At 60.1% G+C, this 17,935-nt stretch carries 14 protein-coding genes and 3 pseudogenes; 13 read left to right on the top strand and 4 right to left on the bottom strand.

The features are described 5' to 3' along the window. Positions 1–16: 16 nt before the first annotated feature. Complete coding sequence (locus NKJ75_RS04840; protein ID WP_023689447.1) at positions 17–1,654, bottom strand: methyl-accepting chemotaxis protein; 1,638 nt, start codon at positions 1,652–1,654, stop codon at positions 17–19. A 1,111-nt stretch (positions 1,655–2,765) separates the two neighbouring features. Here NKJ75_RS04840 and nanR point away from each other — a divergent pair. The 13 genes and pseudogenes from nanR to ligD all read left to right on the top strand — a co-directional run bounded on the left by nanR (position 2,766) and on the right by ligD (position 14,601). Further along, the gene (gene nanR, locus NKJ75_RS04845; protein ID WP_352499252.1) at positions 2,766–3,473 is read left to right on the top strand and encodes a transcriptional regulator NanR; all 708 of its coding nucleotides are present in this window, start codon (positions 2,766–2,768) and stop codon (positions 3,471–3,473) included. Continuing rightward, a complete protein-coding gene (locus tag NKJ75_RS04850) occupies positions 3,473–3,778 on the top strand; it encodes a putative quinol monooxygenase (RefSeq protein ID WP_023669450.1) in 306 nt (101 codons plus the stop codon). The genes nanR and NKJ75_RS04850 overlap by 1 nt, the downstream gene beginning before the upstream one ends. A 47-nt stretch (positions 3,779–3,825) precedes the next feature. Further along, positions 3,826–4,602 (top strand): HpcH/HpaI aldolase family protein, encoded by a 777-nt coding sequence (locus NKJ75_RS04855; protein ID WP_023726880.1) that lies wholly within the window; start codon positions 3,826–3,828, stop codon positions 4,600–4,602. A 14-nt stretch (positions 4,603–4,616) separates the two neighbouring features. After that, a complete protein-coding gene (locus tag NKJ75_RS04860; RefSeq protein WP_352499253.1) occupies positions 4,617–5,798 on the top strand; it encodes an NAD(P)-dependent oxidoreductase in 1,182 nt (393 codons plus the stop codon). A gap of 429 nt (positions 5,799–6,227) precedes the next feature. Further along, the gene (locus NKJ75_RS04865) at positions 6,228–6,431 is read left to right on the top strand and encodes a hypothetical protein (RefSeq protein WP_352499254.1); all 204 of its coding nucleotides are present in this window, start codon (positions 6,228–6,230) and stop codon (positions 6,429–6,431) included. 87 nt (positions 6,432–6,518) lie between these two features. Continuing rightward, positions 6,519–7,460: a carbohydrate ABC transporter permease gene (locus NKJ75_RS04870; protein ID WP_023705662.1), complete on the top strand. Its 942-nt coding sequence runs from the start codon at positions 6,519–6,521 to the stop codon at positions 7,458–7,460. After that, positions 7,460–8,308: a carbohydrate ABC transporter permease gene (locus NKJ75_RS04875; protein WP_050586890.1), complete on the top strand. Its 849-nt coding sequence runs from the start codon at positions 7,460–7,462 to the stop codon at positions 8,306–8,308. The genes NKJ75_RS04870 and NKJ75_RS04875 overlap by 1 nt, the downstream gene beginning before the upstream one ends. Before the next feature lie 12 nt (positions 8,309–8,320). Continuing rightward, positions 8,321–9,415, top strand: a complete 1,095-nt coding sequence (locus tag NKJ75_RS04880) for an ABC transporter ATP-binding protein (protein WP_023705660.1) — start codon at positions 8,321–8,323, stop codon at positions 9,413–9,415. Beyond that, on the top strand, positions 9,412–11,385 hold the full coding sequence (locus tag NKJ75_RS04885; protein ID WP_023705659.1) for a D-apionate lactonase family protein: 1,974 nt from the start codon (positions 9,412–9,414) through the stop codon (positions 11,383–11,385). Before NKJ75_RS04880 ends, NKJ75_RS04885 begins: the two co-directional genes overlap by 4 nt. A gap of 155 nt (positions 11,386–11,540) precedes the next feature. Beyond that, positions 11,541–11,789, top strand: a pseudogene (locus tag NKJ75_RS04890) (hypothetical protein); the annotation flags it as partial. A gap of 36 nt (positions 11,790–11,825) precedes the next feature. Further along, positions 11,826–12,320, top strand: coding sequence for a YidB family protein (locus tag NKJ75_RS04895; protein WP_023705658.1), 495 nt, complete (start codon positions 11,826–11,828; stop codon positions 12,318–12,320). Between the two features lie 55 nt (positions 12,321–12,375). Beyond that, a complete protein-coding gene (locus tag NKJ75_RS04900) occupies positions 12,376–12,735 on the top strand; it encodes a DUF4112 domain-containing protein (protein ID WP_032891802.1) in 360 nt (119 codons plus the stop codon). A 96-nt stretch (positions 12,736–12,831) separates the two neighbouring features. Further along, positions 12,832–14,601 (top strand): DNA ligase D, encoded by a 1,770-nt coding sequence (ligD, locus tag NKJ75_RS04905; protein ID WP_023705656.1) that lies wholly within the window; start codon positions 12,832–12,834, stop codon positions 14,599–14,601. A gap of 54 nt (positions 14,602–14,655) precedes the next feature. On the opposite strand, the pseudogene NKJ75_RS04910 reads toward ligD, so the two are convergent. The 3 genes and pseudogenes from NKJ75_RS04910 to NKJ75_RS04920 form a co-directional block, all read right to left on the bottom strand. Next, positions 14,656–14,805, bottom strand: a pseudogene (locus NKJ75_RS04910) (DUF3606 domain-containing protein); the annotation flags it as partial. A gap of 578 nt (positions 14,806–15,383) precedes the next feature. Then, positions 15,384–16,421 carry a sensor histidine kinase gene (locus tag NKJ75_RS04915; RefSeq protein WP_023746308.1) on the bottom strand — a complete coding sequence of 346 codons (1,038 nt, stop codon included), beginning with the start codon at positions 16,419–16,421 and terminating at the stop codon, positions 15,384–15,386. After that, positions 16,421–17,907 (bottom strand): annotated as a pseudogene (locus NKJ75_RS04920) (ATPase domain-containing protein). Before NKJ75_RS04920 ends, NKJ75_RS04915 begins: the two are co-directional and overlap by 1 nt. Positions 17,908–17,935: the final 28 nt, after the last annotated feature.

Here is a 17,935-nt window from a genome sequence, read left to right on the forward strand (position 1 = left end):
TCCTGCTACCGGCTCGCTATGCTCGTAGCTTGAACCTCGATATGCTACTTCGCATGCCGCCTGAGACTTGATTGAGCTCGTCGATCGCGAGCGTCGATTGCTGAAGGGACTCGACTGTTTGCTGAGCTGCCTCGCTTAGCTGGGTTAGCGTGTCGCTGATCTGCCCCGCGCCGGTCGCCTGTGCTTGCATGCCTTCATTGGCGACTTCGAAACGTGGCACCAGCCCCTGAACCTGCTGAATGATCTCGAAGAGTTGCCCGCCGACCTGCTGGATGTCCTGCATACCCCGACGGACCTGCTCGGAAAACTTGTCCATGCCCATCACCCCGGCCGCGACTGCCGACTGGATGTCCTTGACCATTTGCTCGATATCGTAGGTGGAGACAGCTGTCTGGTCCGCGAGCCTTCGGATTTCCGTCGCCACCACTGCAAAACCCCGGCCATATTGGCCTGCCTTCTCCGCCTCGATGGAAGCGTTGAGCGACAACAGGTTCGTCTGATCGGCCACTTTGGTGATGGTCGTCACCACCTGATTGATGCTGCCGGCTTTCTCGCTCAGGATCGCCAGTTTGGAATTGATCGCGCCAGCCGCTTCCATGACCTGCTGCATGGTTTCTTCCATACGGGTCAGCCCCGCTTGCCCCCCGCCAGCCACGGCAGCGGTTTGTTCGGCAACTGTGGAGACCTCGTTCATCGTGCGGACCAGTTCGTTTGATGTGGCGGAGATTTCCTTGGCTGTCGCTCGGATTTCTGTTGTGGTCGCTGCGATTTCAGTCGCAGTTGCCTGCTGTTGCTTGGAGGTGGCGGCGATCTCAGTTATCGACGTGCCGACCTGTATGCTGGACCTTTGAACCTGACCAATGAGGGTTGTGAGATCGTCCGCCATTGCGTTGAAGCCGTCGGCAAGCACGCTGAATTCGTCTCGGCGCCTCAGATCGAGCCGTTCGCTGAAGTCGCCTTGCCGCATCAATTGAACCGCGTCGACCAAACGGGTGAGCGGACCTGTAATGGCGCGAAACAGCTGGTAACCCAAAAGAAGGGCTAGCCCGAGGGCTATCAACAAGCCAACGCTCAAACCGACTTCGGCCGTTCTGACGATCGAGCTGATCCGCTGCGTCGCGCTGTTTGCCTCGCCTCTGTGATCCTCAACCATGGCCTGCAGAGCGGACTGCAATTTTACAAAGATCGGCTCTACTTCGTTCTTGATAGCTGGGCTTTCATTGGGAGTTTCACCTTTTGACAAGGCAGCCCGGCTTGTTTCCAGCACAGCAGTTTCAGCCAGACGGAATTGGTTGGCGAGTTGTTTGACGGCTGCATAATTCTGCTTGTCGATATCGGAGACGATCGTTGCCTCATAGTCGTCCATCGACCGCTGCACCTGGTTGCGATTGGTCGTGATCGCGTTTTCAACCGTGCTTCTGTCTGACGGGTTGTCCTGAAGGGCATATTCCTGAAGCAGACTATGGGCCGCCATCTGGCCCGTCATGATCTCGGTACTGTGATAAAGGTCCGGAAGGATGCCCTTCTCGACCTCAGTCGCCTCCTCCCCCGCCTGAAGAAACCAGGCGTACGCAATGAGGGCTATCACGGACATGACCACCAGAACGGCTGCGAAACTGACGAGGATGCGGTGGCGTATTGTCAGACTCTTCATGGAACCGGTTCACCAATGGGGGGCATCGTGGGCTGCGCGACAAGCGCTCGTTCCGACATATTCGAAAAGGTGCGTCGAAAAGCGGTAGTCTGATGCTGAATGGTTTCTTTTCCGTTCCATAACTAATGATGGCGAGGCGGCTCGCCAATCGGCGCCGCCAGAAGCGGTGGTCAAAGGACGACTGCCGTCCACGCACATCAGCCCGAGATCGGCTGGATGGCACGCCGCGTCAGGAGGAGCGTGGATGAGCTGCTTGAGGCCACGAATTGAATGACTGCTTAGGCCAGGTCGAGGCAAGAAAGCCGACGTCCTGCTTGCTGCACCTAAGCTGCCAGGCGGGAACGCGCCTCATATCAGCCGTCCAGCATGATCGTCGCTACTGAAAGCGGAATCGCCGAAACCAGATGTCGCAAACTGGCCAGCGCGTAGATTGGCGTCGAGTGCGGGTTCGGCATTTGCAGGTGACGATAACTAAATGGCAAGTGCCCCCGCCTGAGGCCCTCAGGACTAAAAGATCTTGAGAAAACCAGTTTCAAATACGCATCCTCAAGCGGCGGCCGCCCACCGCACGAGGATGGGCACAACGTGACGAGCGCTCTGGAGCCTAGAGAGAACTGACCCGAAACCACCTTCCTTTGCGGCATTGCGGCGGCGCAAAAAGATTACGAGATGGAGCAGGCGTATTGCCAAATGGGTCCACCAGCGAGAGTTCGCGTTTTCCGCCTCGGCTGTGAACCCCACTTCCATTCGCGGGTCTTGCTCAGGTCGAGGTCTACTTTGCCATCGAGGGCTCATGTTGCAGCTCATAAGCAGGCGGTTGGGTAGGTCTCGGCCAGCACACGGCCCGGTGGCACTCACTGCGGTCCACACCGCAGTTGAAACTGACCACCCGACCCAGGGTTCGAAGACGGTCCCCGATCGGAACACCGAGCAGAGTGTGCTCGCGCTCCTCAAGTCACCGATATCCTTGGTGAAGACGTTGAAGGCGTGTGCAAAGGACGCCTCGACATCGGCGGAGTGATTAAACGGCTCGGCTACCGGATGCTTAGACATCGTTGACAAGGGTGCTACGGGATCATAACGTACCTGATTGGTATAACAGGTATGCCACATGATCGGAGTTCTGATCAAGCAGCGGAAGCTTTCGGACGAGGTGGCAGCGCACCTCGAACGGATGATCCGAGAGGGAGAGTTGGCCGAAGCCGACCGTCTCCCATCTGAACGGGAACTCATGCGGCAGTTCGGGGTAGGGCGGCCTTCCATCCGTGAGGCGCTGCTGCATCTGAGCAAAATGGGCCTTGTCGAGGTAAAATCGGGGGAGCGTGCCCGCGTCACTCGACCCACTCCTCAATTCGTGATTGACGCCCTTTCAGGGCCGGCTCGGCACATGATTTCGGCGCCGGGAGGGGTTCACGACTTCCAGAGCGCGCGCTTGTTTTTCGAGGTCGGTCTTGCCCGCAACGCCGCCGTGCATGCTACCCCGGAAGACATTGAGAGCCTCAAGGAGGCGCTCGAACTCAACCGGCAGTCGATCGGCGATCTGGCGCGCTTCGAGCGCACGGACGTAGACTTCCATTACGTGCTGGCGGTAATCACCCGCAATCGGATCTTTACAGCTATTCACGCGGCCTTGGCTGAATGGTTGCTCGAACAGCGTCGCACCACATTGGCCAAGGGTGAAGACCGCAAGGCTTACCAGGGTCATCGCGAAATCTTCGAGGCCGTCGCCGCGCGCGATCCAGACGCGTCAGAGGCGGCCATGCGCGGCCATCTCGAATATGTGGCCAAGCGGTATCTGCAACTTGCGGGGCCCAAGTGATGACCGGATTTGTCGTCTGGGTCGATTTCCGCCTGAGGCCTGGTGCCCGGGACAGATTCCGAGAACTTGTCGACGCCAATGCGACCGCCTCGATGCGCACCGAGGCCGGCTGTCGCCGCTTTGACGTGACGGAGGCGCGCGGCGAACTGGATCGGGTCCTGCTCTATGAGATTTACGATAGCGAGGCCGCATTCGAGGACCACTGCCGCACCGCTCATTTCGACGAATTCAATACGCAGAGCGCGCCGCTCGTCGTGACCAAGTTGGTGACGACCTGCGACCTCGTTCTTGAAGCCACGCATTGAAGCGAACATAGGCGGATTGGCCCATTGGGGCGAACGGGAGGAAGTGCATGTCGGAGCCAAGTCTCAGGGCGTTAGCTTCTCACAGGCGGGTCAAGCTCGGTACGCTCGTCGCCGAGTTCGCCACGCCGGGAATCGGTCACATCCTGAAGTCCGCTGGCTGCGATTTCGTCTTTTTCGACATGGAGCATTCGGGATTTAGCTTGGAAACGCTGAAGAGTGCGATCCGTTATTTCGAGGCGGCCGATCTGCCGGTCATGGTGCGTGTGCCGTCGCAGGACTACCATTTCCTCGCCCGCGCCATGGACATGGGCGCCGAAGGCCTGATCGCGCCGATGGTGAGCAGCGTCGAACAGGCGCAGCACATCATCAACTCCATGAAGTACCACCCTGCCGGCGCCCGCGGTGTGGCGCTGCAGATCGCTCATGACCGCTACCGCCCAGGCTCGGTCGCTGATAAATTCGAGGCCGCCAACAAGCGCTCCACGTTCATCTGCCTGATCGAGACCGCCGACGGCGTCAAGAACATTGACGGCATCGCGGGACTGGACGGGGTCGATTGTCTGTGGGTTGGGCATTTCGATCTGTCCGTCTCGCTCGGCATTCCTGGCGACTTCGCCCACCCCACTTTCACTGCTGCAATGGCCAAAATCGTGGCCGCCGCCAAGAAGCACAACAAATCGCTTGGACGCTTGGTGCCCAACGTCGCCCAGGGACACGAGTTCTACGCACAGGGCTTCGATTTCATATGTTATTCAGGCGACGTTTGGGTCCTGCACGACGCGATCGCCGACGCGGTTTCCAAGATCCGGGCCGGGTGCCAATAGGAGCGGAAGAGACGATGGACAGCGTGAAATTCAGGGTGGCGCTTTCCGGTGATTTCCGCAGGCCGGACGGCTCGCCGACCTACCCAGATTTCGATCTGGAGCCGCTGCGCAATGCGATAGGTGTCGAGATGGTGTTCCTGGAGTCAAACAGTCCGCTTCGCGGCGACCAACTTGAGAATTTCGATGCGCTGATCCTCCTCGCCCATCGTTTCGATGCCACGAGTGTCCCCAGGAGCGGCCGCCTGGCCGTCGTTGCCCGCTTCGGGGTCGGCTACGACACTGTCGACGTTGAGGCATGCACCGCAGCCGGTATTGCCTTGGTCATCACGCCCGATGGCGTGCGACGGCCCGTCGCCGTATCCGTCATCACCTTCATCCTGGCGCTGACCGGCAAGCTGCTGACAAAGGACGCGCTCACCCGCAAAGGGTCTGTTGGTTTTGAGAAGCGCTCCGAACATATGGGGGTCGGCCTCGTCGGGCGTACGCTTGGGTCGCTGGGCATCGGCAACATCGGTGCCGAGGTCTTCCGCTTGGCGAAGCCCTTTGACATGCAATTCATTGCCCATGACCCGTTTGCCGGCAAGGGGGTCGCTGCCGACCTGGGCGTCGAGCTGGTCGGGCTGGAGGATCTGTTTCGCCGCGCCGACGTGCTGTCGGTGAGTTGCCCCCTGTCGCCCCAGACCCACCACATCGTCAATGCTGAGCGGATCGCCCTGATGAAGCCGACAGCTTACCTGATCAACACCGCGCGCGGCCCGATCGTCGACCAGAAAGCGCTGACGCAAGCACTGCAGGAGCGCCGCATCGCCGGCGCCGGTCTCGACGTGCTGGAACAAGAGCCTCCCGACGCAGACGATGCGATCCTCAAACTCGACAATGTCATCCTGGCGCCGCACGCGCTTTGCTGGACCGACCAGTGCTTTGCTGGCAACGGTGCCGCCGACGTCAAAGCGGTAATCGAGGCGCGCGAAAGGCGGAACCGTCCGCAGGCCCTCCCTTCGATGCTTTCAGGGCTGCGGCCTGCGCCTGGCCGAAAGCGGGCGGCGAGCCCAGACAGCCTGGTCTTCCACAGCTCGCTCGAAAGCACCTCGCGATTGACCACGCCGCGCGGCTCGCGACCACGCTGCATGATGAAAGTTCGGCGGGTGGTTTCGCCGCGCATGAAGGCGTCGACCTCAGCTTCGAGGCCTGCCTGAAAGTCACGTTTTTCACGATCGTTCATAGTGCTTGGTCCTCCCATTTTCCTTTTGCTTCACTCGCCGCCGGCGCAGCGGTCAAGCATTTCCTCCCGTAAGGTCGCCGCAAAGAGGCCGCGGCGGCGCGCCGAAAATCAGTCTCCTCCTAGGTTCCGACCCGCTTCGGTCAGATGACCGGTATGTTGGCCGTGTCCGGCCCGCTGCTGGGGATAATGACCGATTGGGCGCTGGCGCAGCAAACATTGGAATTGGCGGACGCCACGTCGCCGCCTGCCCTACGCTCTACGCGACCCGTACCGCATCTCGCACTTCAAGTCCGAGCTCTACGGCGCGCTCTTCCCGAGTGCCAAGGAGTACCTTGCCAACCTCAACAACTCGGCAAATGTCGGTCTGCTCGACCCGATCATGCCAGGCGCGCAGGACTACTTCTTGAGCATCGATCGCATGTGCACGGCGGTGTGGGCTGGTGCGGATCCGAAGGCGTCGCTTGAAACGGCGGCCGCCGAGTGGAACGAGACGACCGACCGACTGGGTGTGGATTCGCAGAAGGGCTTCTACACCGAGTTCTTGAAACTGCCTGGCGCCACCGCCGACAACACGGTGGAAAAACTTGGCATGGCGGTCACCCTCTGAGGGCAGGCGGACTTCTCTGGAGCAATCGGTGTTGCGGGCGCTTGGCTCGCAACACCTCCCCGCTAAGCGGCGATTTTGGATACGCCTATGCAGCCCACCGCCACGATCCGTCGTTTGAAGGCAGCCGGCGCACCGCCCCGGCTGTCTGCCTTTGCTCAATGGGCAGACCGTCATTTCAAGTGGCTGCTGGTCGGCCCCGCTGTGCTGCTGATATTGGCACTGTCGATCTATCCGCTTCTGTTCTCGCTGGTGGTATCCTTCATCAACTACGACTTCCAGGTGCCGGGCCACGCCTTTGTCGGATTGAAGAACTTCGAGCGGGTCGTGTTCGATCCCGTAGCACGTTGGTCCCTGTTGCTGACAGCATCGCTGTCGGGCATCAGCGTCGCTATAGAATTCGTTCTCGGCCTCTTGGTGGCGCTGACAATGGTGCGCAGCTTTCCGGGCCGCGGTGTGATCATGTCGATCCTGATCGTGCCGCTGTTCATCAGTCCGGTCATCGTCGGCCAAGCCTGGACGCTGCTTTTACAGCGGCCTTTCGGACCGACGAACTATATCCTGACGCAACTATTGGGGCAGGAGGTTACGATCGGCTGGATGACGGAGCGCCCGTGGCTCTACGTCTCGCTGATCATCGCCGATGTCTGGCAGTGGACGCCGTTCATGTTCGTCATCCTGCTCGCCGGGCTGACCGCAATCCCACCCAATCTCTATGAGGCGGCAGAACTCGACGGCGTCAACGCCTGGCAGGTTTTTTGGGCGATCACGCTCCCGCATCTCGGGCCGATGATGCTGCTGGCGCTGACCTTCCGTCTGCTCGACGCAATCCGTATGTTCGACACCATTTTCATCATGACAGGGGGTGGCCCGGGAACACAAACCTACACGGCCTCCTATTATCTTTATACCATCGGCTTCACACAGTTTCATCTGTCGCAGGCAACAGCAGGAAGTTGGCTGTTCCTGATCTTTACGGCGCTCATCGTGACGTTGCTGGTGCGTCGGCTCTTGAAGGTAGAACCGGTCTGATGGCCGCCGTCGCGCCCGCCCGCCGCAGGAAACGCCGGTCGTTGCCGATCGGCCGAATTCTGCTGCTGGGGTTCTTCCTGGTGTTCGTGCTGTGGCCGCTCTACTGGATGTTCAACACCTCCATCAAGCCCAGCGACGACTACCTCACCGTACCGCCTGTCTGGTTCCCCGCCGCTCCGACGCTTGTCCACTACAAAGCTGCGCTGTTCGCCTATCGTGGTCTCGACGGGCTCATCAACAGCCTGATTATTTCGCTTTCGGCCACGGTGCTTTCGGCGCTGCTCGGCACGCTGATGGCCTATAGCCTGGCGCGCTACGACACCGGCGGCAAGCATCTGTCTTTCTGGGTGCTGTCGCAGCGCTTTTTGCCGCCGATCGGGATCGTGCTGCCGGTGTTCCTGATCTATCGCCAGGTCGGGCTCTACGACACTCATGTCGGCCTGATCATCGCCTATACGGTCTTCACGCTGCCGGTCTCGGTGTGGATGATGTTCGCCTATTTCCGCGGCATGCCGAAGTCGATGGAGGAGGCGGCCCTCGTCGATGGCTGCACGAGATGGGAGGCGTTCTGGCGCGTTGCCATGCCGCTCGCAGCACCGGGCATCGTCGCGGCGGCTGTCTTCGCCTTCATTGCATGCTGGACGGAGTTCTTCTTCGCTCTGATCTTGACCAGCCGAACTGCCTTTACACTGCCAACGGTCTTCCGCGCCTTCATCGGCTTCCAGGGCGCGCAATATGGCGAAGCCGCGGCCCTTGCCATCGTCTCCCTTGTGCCATCGATCGCCCTCGGGGTCCTTGCTCAACGTCATCTGGTGCGCGGGCTGACGCTCGGCGCCGTTCGCGGTTAGGAAAGCTCCCGCATGGCCGAAGTCAAAATTACCGGCTTGCACAAGCGCTACGGCGCGTTCCATGCCGTGCGCGGCATTGACCTCCACATCCGCGACGGCGAGTTCACCGTCCTGGTTGGACCGTCCGGCTGCGGCAAGTCCACGCTGCTCCGGACCATCGCCGGCCTGGAGGAGATATCGGAAGGCACGATCGAGATCGGCGGCGAGGTGGTCAATGATTTCCGGCCGCGCGATCGCGACGTGGCAATGGTGTTTCAAGATTATGCGCTCTATCCGCATATGAGCGTGGCCAAGAACATTGGCTTCGGCCTCAAGGCTCGCAAGATGCCGAAGCCAGAGGTCGAGGTGCGCGTGGCCGAGGCGGCACGCATGCTTGGCATCACTCCCTTGCTGGGGCGTTTTCCGCGCCAATTATCCGGTGGCCAGCGCCAGCGCGTCGCCATCGGCCGCGCCATAGTCCGCAACCCCCGCATCTTTCTGTTCGACGAGCCGCTGTCCAACCTCGACGCACAGCTTCGCGACGAAATGCGCGGCGAAATCAAACGCCTTCACCAGGACATTGCGACAACGATGATCTACGTCACCCATGACCAGATCGAAGCGATGACGTTGGCTGACCGTATCGTGCTGATGCGCGACGGGTTGATAGAGCAGCAGGGCGCGCCACTCGAGTTGTTCGAGCACCCGGCCTCAACGTTCGTCGCTGGGTTCCTGGGTTCGCCGCGGATGAGCTTCCTGCCAGGCACCCTTGCCTTGGACGCAGGCGCCGCTGCCATCCGGCTCGCAGATGCACTGCTACCCTTAGCGCCCGGCAGGGGGCTGAAGGGCGTCGCGGACGGACAGCAGGTGCTGCTCGGGTTGAGGCCAGAACACCTCACTCGTGCGCACACTGCCATGCCGGAGCAGGGCACGTTTCGCTATGAGGCAACGATCGACCTGCTGCAGCCGACCGGCTCGCGCAGTTACGCGACATTCCGACTGGCCGGCGCGCCGGTGATGGCTGAGCTGCAGGCGCACGATGTCAGCCGTCCGGGCGAGAAGCTTGCGATCGACATCAACATGAACCGGGCCTCGATCTTCGACGCCACGACGGAGCGGGCAATTTGACCTCGACAGCTTCCCTGGCAGTCCGCTTGTGTGGCACCGAACAGCTCGAGGCACCGCTGCGCACACTGCGCGCCGGATCATTGTCGGTCGCGTTCGACAATGGCGCCTTGCGTTACATCCGCATCGGGACGATCGAGATCTTGCGCGGAATCTCGTTTCTTGTACGGGACGAAAACTGGGGAACATGTACCACCGTTCTCGATGATCTGCGGATCGACGAGAGGCCGGATGCGTTCGCCATTGAATACCGTGCAACATGTGCCGCAACATCCGGCCGCCTGATTTACCGGGCGCGCGTCTCAGGCAGTGGCGATGGTGCGCTGTCGTTTGTGGCGGAGGCAGAGCCCGAGACTGACCTTTTGACGAATCGGACCGGCTTCGTGGTCCTTCATCCGATCGAGGGCTTGGCCGGCAAGCCGATAAAGGTGCTGCATGAGGATGGTCACGACGAGCTATCGTTCTTTCCGGACCACATCGATCCAAAATGTCCGTTCACCGACATCCGGGCGTTGTCGCACGAAATCGCGCCTGGGATCTGGGCGACATGCACCATGGAGGGTGATGCCTTTGAGATGGAGGACCAACGCAATTGGTCTGACGCCTCCTATAAAACATATGTCCGCCCTCTGCGTCGCCCGTGGCCTTACAGACTGCCCAGGGGCCAGAAATTCACGCAGGCCGTCCGGCTTCACGTGTCAGGAACGCTCCCTGCCGGGACGTCTGAAAATCGCAATCCACTCATCAACCTGACGATCGGCGGACCGGTCGGCCGAGTGCCCCGCACTGGCGTCGGCGTCGCCGCCGACGAGGCAAAGCACGCGCTCGAAACCCCCGAGCTCCTACGACGAATGGCTCCCCAGTGGATGGTCTGCCAGGTCGATCTCCGGATCGCACACGGCCAGGACGAACTAGAAAGCTACGCCGCGCTCGCACGGCTGACCGGCGCTGGCGTGGTCCTCGAGATTGTCACCAAGGGCACGCGCGATCCATTCGGCGAATTGGCGCCGGTCGCGGATGCTGTCCACTCACTCGGCCTCAAACTAGAAGCTGTCTCCGTCTTTCCGGCGCAGGACATGACATCCGTACAGCCGGGAGCACCGTGGCCGACTATGCCCAGCTTCCACGAAAGCTACTCCGCCGCTCGCCGGGCTTTCCCGGGCATCGCGCTGGGCGGCGGCATGGCCGCTTACTTCACCGAACTCAACCGCAAGCGTCCGCCAGCCGAAGCGCTCGACTACGTGACCTTCACCACCTGTCCCAGCGTGCACGCCGCAGATGATGTCTCGGTGATGGAGACACTTCAGGCAATCCCCCATCTAATCCGCTCCGCGCATGCTTTCATGGGGGAACGCTTGCCACTGCGTATCGGTCCCATCCAGCTCGGCTGCCGTGAGAACCCATACGGAAAATCCACTACGCCGAATGAAGCGAACGCTCGCGTCTGTCTATCGCGCATTGATCCTCGTCAGCGCGGGCTGTTCAATGCGGCTTGGACTGTCGGATATTTCGCGGCCTGCGCTCGCGAAGGAATCGAGGCCGTCGCGTTCGGTGACTTCGCCGGCCCCTTTGGCCAAATCCATAGGAAGGCTGATTTCGTGCAGCCATGGTATGATCAGCAGGATGGCCCAACGGTCTATCCCGCTTTCCATGTCTTGGCTGGTCTCTCAAAGCTCGGCGGAGCCACCTTGCTGTCCGTAGGAACTTCCGGCGCTGACGGCGTCGCCACGATCGCGGCTGAAAAAGATCGCCGCGTGACCCTGTGGGTCGCTAACCTTACCGCCAAGACGCAATCTGTGCGGCTTTCGGATTCGCCGAGCAGCGCCCGCATTGCTCTTCTCGGCGCCGAGCAGTTCGAGCGGGCGGCAACCGATCCCGACTTCATGGAAAGTTCCGCAAGACCGCTGGATGATCAAAGCATCTCGCTTGGCGCCTACGCCGTCGCGCGAGTCGACCTCGATCGATCGTCTTAGGCCTAGCCGATGTTCGCTGTTTGGCCAAACCCCCGTCAAAGATGAGGGTGGTAGTTCCATACTCTAAGGCAGCGCGTGGAATCCATCTCGCTTATACGTTGTACTATCGCGACGGCGACCAGGCTCGCTAGGTTCCGCCTGCCGAGACGCCAAGTTTTGAGGCCGCTCGCGCCGAAGCGATCCGTTGCGGAATCGGCCTGTTGGCTGATCTGGGCGATGACGATATGACCGGATGGTTAGTGCGCATGCGCGATCAGGCAGGCAACGAGCTTTGCACGATCAACGTCTGCGAGGCCGAAGCTGCACCGCAAACGGAAACAAGCCGGTTAGGCAGCACCGCTCACGTCTGTGTCGATACGCCAGCCCTTATTCAATTAGATCGTCGCCAGTCGGAACTTTTGTGATGTTGAGCCCTTGTCCATTGAACAGTGGAGGTACCAATGGCTAACCTGGGAAAATTGGCGATCGCGATGCTCGGCGTCTTGGCATACCAAAATCGCGACAAGATCGGCGACATGATCCGTGGAGCGGGTGATCGCAACCCAAATGATCCGCAAGGCGGGATTCTGGATCAGCTTTCAAAAGGCGTTTCGGGGGCCGCGCTTGGCGATATTCTCGACCGGTTCAGAGGGGCAGGCGCCGGATCGAAGGTCGATTCGTGGGTAGGCACCGGGCCGAACGAGCCGATCCAGCCAAGCGAGGTGGAAGCAGCCATAGACGAAGACACCCTGACTTCCCTCTCGATGCAGACCGGCCTTTCGCGCGAGGAGCTCATAAGCCGGATCACGCGAGATTTGCCTGAGGCCGTCAGCAAAATGACGCCTACTGGTGAATTGCCCGTTGAGGCGCCGAAAAGCTCCGGTGAGACGACCTTGCTCGACGACGTGCCATCGCACAGGACGCAAGCGAATTCAGGCGGTCAAAGCGATATCTAAGGTGACGGCTATCCATCAGGGAGAGATACTAAATCGTACTGGCGCGCGAGTTGGCATGATCGGGCAGGGCGGTCACGGTGGTGATACAGCAAACGTACTTGCCGAGTTGGATCTATTGGCCGCGCTACTCGATTCCCGCTGGCGCATTCCAGGCACATCAATTCGTTTTGGACTGGATGCGCTCGTAGGTCTGGTCCCCGTACTCGGAGATGCGGCGACGGGCATTGTCTCGGCCTACATCGTCTTGCGAGCTCGAAACGTCGGTGCCGGAAATGGCTTGGTCGCTCGCATGCTAGGCAACGTGCTGCTGGATACGCTCGTAGGAAGTGTCCCAATTCTCGGCTCGATCTTCGACGTCTATTTTAAGGCGAACAATCGCAACGTCACTCTGCTGCGCCGTCACATCAACAAGTGAGGCGGATAACCAATCGTCGCGATGCAATTCTTCTAAAAGGCTCGGAACCGACAGGGGCGCTGGGGCTTGAGTCGCGATTCCTGGAGTCGCGAGCATATGACCAGTGCCATTGACCGGCTTTCGTTCATCGAGTTCCAATCGCCCACACTGGTCGAGAAAGCTCCCGAAGGCGGAGATTGGCTTCACGAGATCAAATATGACGGCTACAGGACGCAGCTGGTCGTTGAAGGCGGAAAGGCGCGAGCATTCACGCGTCGCGGCTACGATTGGTCCCACCGTTACAAGGGGATTGTTCAGGCCGCGGCAAGCCTGCCGGTCAAATCCGCTATCATCGATGGTGAAGCTGTCGTCCTGGGCGACACCGGCCTGCCGGACTATCAAGCCCTGGAACGGGAGCTGGGCAACCCAAGTTCGCTACGGATGACTCTCTACGCTTTCGACCTCCTGTACCTCGATGGCCGTGATCTACGGGAACAACCGTTAGTGAAGCGCAAGGCTGCGCTGAAGAAGCTGCTGACCGAAACCGAGCCAACCCTGACTTATGCCGAGCATCTGGAGGTGAACGGCAAGGATATGTTCGACCATGCCTGCCGGATGGGCATAGAGGGAATCGTATCGAAGCGAGCGGATGCTCACTACCGCTCGGGCGTCCAGACCAGTTGGGTCAAGGTCAAATGTGTCAAGAGCGACACTTTTCCAATCGTGGCTTTCGTCGAGAAACTTGGCGCGCAGCCGCGCCGCATCGCATCGTTGTACATCGGCAGGCGAGAGGGCGACCGGCTGCTTTATGCCGGGAAGGCCCAGACCGGCTATACGCTGGACGCAGCCCGGCGCGTTAGGGAGCGGCTTGATCCGCTTGTTGTCGCCAAGTCACCGCTGTCGGAGCCGATCAAAAAGCCCAAGGCGACATGGGTCAAACCAGACGTTCTCGCCGAGGTGCAATTCAGTGGCGTGTCGGACCGGGGCATCTTGCGTGAGGCGGTCTTCAAGGGACTCCGCGAGGACCTTCAGGCAATCCCGCCCAAGCCTCCATCGCCGTCCAAGCGGAGGTCGGATGGCCAACACGGCGTCCCGCGCGAGAACATTCTCCAACTGCTACCCGATGCGGTTGCACCTTCCAAGGAAGAGCTGGCAGACTATTGGCGGCGGGTCGCTGATCAAGCTCTAGTTCATCTGGTTCGGCGACCGCTGAAGCTGGTCCGCCACGCCTCCGGCGCAACCTTCTATCACAAGGGACCGCTACCTCGGATACCGGCGTCCGTGCACCAGCTCCGCGTTCAAAAGCGCGAAGGCGGCGAAGGCATTCGGGTATGGATAGATGACATGGATGGTCTGCTTGGCTTGGTCGAGATGGATGCCGTTGAGCTTCATCTTTGGAACGCGACGATTGACGACATCGAACATGCGGACCGGCTCGTCCTCGACCTCGATCCCGGAGAAGGCGTGCCATGGGACGCTGTGATCGAGGCCACGCTGGCGCTACGGGGCATCTTGGAAGCGGCAGGCTTGGAGAGCTGGCCAAAGGTCACTGGCGGCAAAGGCATCCACTTGATGGCCCCACTCGTTGCGAAGATGAACCATGACAGCGCCCGGAAACTGGCCAAGTCGCTCGCCCACCGTCTGGTTGATACCGATCCTGACCGATACCTGTTGTCAGCTGACCCCGCCGCCCGAGGAGGCCGGATCTTTCTCGACTATCTCCGCAACGGACGGGGCAATACCGCAATAGGCGCTTTTTCCCCGCGAGCGCGGCTCGGCTTCCCAATTGCCCACCCGGTCACATGGAAGCAAGTCGAGGCGGGCATCCGGCCAGACGTTTTCACGCTCGCGCAGCCATTCAGACCCGCTCGTCGAAAAGCCGCGTGATGCGTCGCGACCATCAGCCGATATCAGCCCGTTTCTTGCCTCGCGTTCGAGCCTCTTCCGGTCGTTGCCGTGTTCTCTGATTAGCTCGCGGACCTGTTCTGGCGTGATACGATGCTGTTTGGCGAAATAGCGAACCTCATAATCTTCATCGACTGATACACGGTTGCGATCTCGAAAATCACGCTTGCTCTTATCGTCTGCCATTATCTTTCCTCCTGATCAGAGAAACAACGACCGACGTTGTATGTTCCCGGCGCCTCACTTCGGCCGCCAGAGGCGCGGGCTGTCCGACCGGACTGGGGCCGCAGGCATTGCGAAGGTGATCTGGCGAAAGTTGGTTGGCCAAAGGCGAGGGTGATTTCGTTTGCTGTTCGGGATAGCTGACCGTCGATCGAGCCTGCCTGCGGGCCTCTTGTTTTTTTACGACGCCAGTCGGAACCCCGACGGGTCGCAGATGATTCAGATGCGCATCCGGCTATCAACGAGGATCGTGAGCAAAATGGCGGGGGTGACCACGAAGGCGACAAAACTGCGCTCCGGGAGCCCAAAGTTTCGTCTAGGACGCATGACCCGGGTCACAGCGCCGCGGCACGATTTCGACTTCATCACCAAGGTCGGCCGCATAGACCACGCCGGAGCTCTCGCAATGTTGCAGAGGCACATGGGAGATATAGAGGCGGTCTTTTTCGGAACTGATGTTTTGGCTAAAGCGCTAGACCAGCCTGCCGAGTGACGCTCAGTTAATCCCTATCGCGGCGCCCAGCCTGCCTTTCCGTTGCCGCTCAGTAAGCCGGCACAAGGCGCGTGTTTCGCAACGGCAAGGCCATGGTGAACTGCAAGCCGTCACGATGGTAGTTCAATTCGATCTTGGCGTTGCATTGCACGGTCACGACTTTTTCCAGGAGTGTCGTGCCAAACCCGCGGCGACTGGGCTGCTCGACTTTCGGCCCATCTCGTTCCCGCCAGTCAAGATTGACGATCTGTGTATCGCCGGACCCGCCTAACGACCAGCGGACATCAAGGCGGCCGCCCGTTTGCGAAAGCGCGCCAAACTTCGACGAATTGGAGGCCAGTTCGTGGAAAGCCATCCCGACAGGGACCGCAATGTCGGCGACTAGCGCTACGTTCGGGCCTTCCATAACGATACGCGGCCTGTCGCGCGTCTCATAGTGGTCAAGCTCGCTTTCGAGCAGCTTGTGCAGGGAGGCAGTCTGCCAATAATCGTCGGTAAGCATCGAATGGGTCTGGGCCAGGGAAACGAGCCTGGCTGAAAAATCGCGTACGAAATCATCGACGTTGCCGCTCGACTTGGCCGTCGCGCCCATCATGGCGCGAACGTTGGCCAGCGTGTTCTTGACGCGGTGATGCAGCTCGCGGATGAGCAATTTCTGCCGATCGGCGACCTCCCGCTTCTGTTCGATGTAGGACTGGACCTCGCGCTGGCGGGCGCGGGCACGCAAGGCGGAGCGCACCGAGTTGGCGAGGCTCGAAGCCAGAAATGGCCGTTCAAGCACGATCAGATAGCGGTCCAGAAATGCCATCCGCGTGTCGACTTCGTTCCCCCGCATCGTCAGAAGCACGATCGGAAAATCCGACCATGCGGGTTGGGCTTCAAGCCAGGCCGCAAACTGCGTTCGATCGGAACTGAGCAGGGCCTCCTCGGCCACGACAAGGCACTGAGCCTCGTCGAGAAGCGGCACTGCCTCTTCCAAGCTGCCGCACACACGCGAGGCAATCTGGTTTGTAGCCAGGATGGAGGCCGCGATCCTCGCGTCACGGCCAAGCGGCGCCAGCACGAGAACGGCGGGGCTGGACGACATCACAGCGCCTTATCCCTCAGAAGGTCTGTCGGCTTGCCTTCAAATTCCGGAGATCCCATCAGGATGCCGCGGAATTGTTCCAGTGGCTCACCTACGGCCACGCCGTTACCGCCGATTTTAAACTCACGAATCGTCTCTTCGTGGGGGCCGACACGTTTCTTGACAACGGAAATCGCGCGTCTCAACTGACCTGCGTTCTCGAAGAAGCGCAGAAGCATGATGGAATCGCAGAGATAGGTCATATCGACCGGCGCTGCCGTTTGCCCAAACAGCCCGTGATTGGCCAACAGCAGGATCGTCGCCACTGCCTTCTGATTGAGATAGGTGAGGATCTCGTGCATCTGAAGCACCAGATGCTGTTCTTCGGACATGGCATTGAGATAGCCGGTTAGGCTGTCGATCACGACGATCCGCACATTGGATTCTTCGACGGCCGCTTGGATGCGCGAAGATAATTCGCCTGGTGAAAGCTCAGCCGGATTGACAGATTCAAGCATCAGCGTGCCGTCCTCGGCAAACGGCTCCAGGTGCATGCCGAGCCCGGCGGCGCGCGCCAAGAAGATGCGCTTTGTCTCGTCAAACAAAAGCACCAGCACACGCTCGCCACGCTCGAGTGCGGCATAGCAATAGGTGCAGGCAATGGTAGACTTGCCAACGCCAGACGGCCCCATCAGCATCGTGCTGGTACCACGGGCCAGCCCGCCGCCAAGCAGGGTGTCGATCCGGTTGTTGCTCATGGCCGGCGTATCATGCTCGGCCACCTCATGCTCGGCTGCAACGAGCCGCGGATAGGCGACAACGCCGCCTGGGCGAATTACGAAATCGTGAAAGCCGCCCCGGATCTGCACGCCGCGCATTTTGATCACGCGTAGCCGCCGACGCTCTCCACCATAGACGGGCGACAGCTGCTCCATCCGAATGACGCCGTGACTGATCGAATGCAAATTGAGGTCATCCTGCTCAGCCGTCAGGTCGTCGAGCATAAGCACCGTCACATTGTTGAGCATGAAGAAGCTCTTCAATGCCAACACCTGGCGCCGATACCGCAATGACCCTTGCGATAAAAGTCGAATTTCAGAGAGCGAATCGAACACCACGCGATCGGGTCTGACGCGTCCGATCTCGGCCATGGCAGACTGCACGGTTTCGCCGAGTTCCAATTCCGAGGAATGGATCAAGGTCTGTAGCTGCGCCGGATCGAAACTGAGCTCCGGCGGCACAAGTTCAAGAATTTGCACCCCCTTCAGGTCCCAGCCGTGACGGCCAGCAACCGAGAGCAGTTCGCGCTTGCTTTCTGACAAAGTGATGTAAAGGCATGTCTCGCCTTTCTTGGCGCCCTCGATAAAAACTGGAGGCCAAGAGTGGTTTTTCCAGAACCTGGTTTCCCTTCGATAAGATGGGAGCGGTTCCTGGCGTAGCCGCCACGAAGAATGTAGTCGAGCCCACTAACTCCAGTTGCGATCGCTGAGGCGTCGTCTCTGTCCAACTAATCCCCCAATGTAATTTCGAGAACC

Source organism: Mesorhizobium sp. M0058 (assembly GCF_040323095.1).
GTDB lineage: Bacteria > Pseudomonadota > Alphaproteobacteria > Rhizobiales > Rhizobiaceae > Mesorhizobium.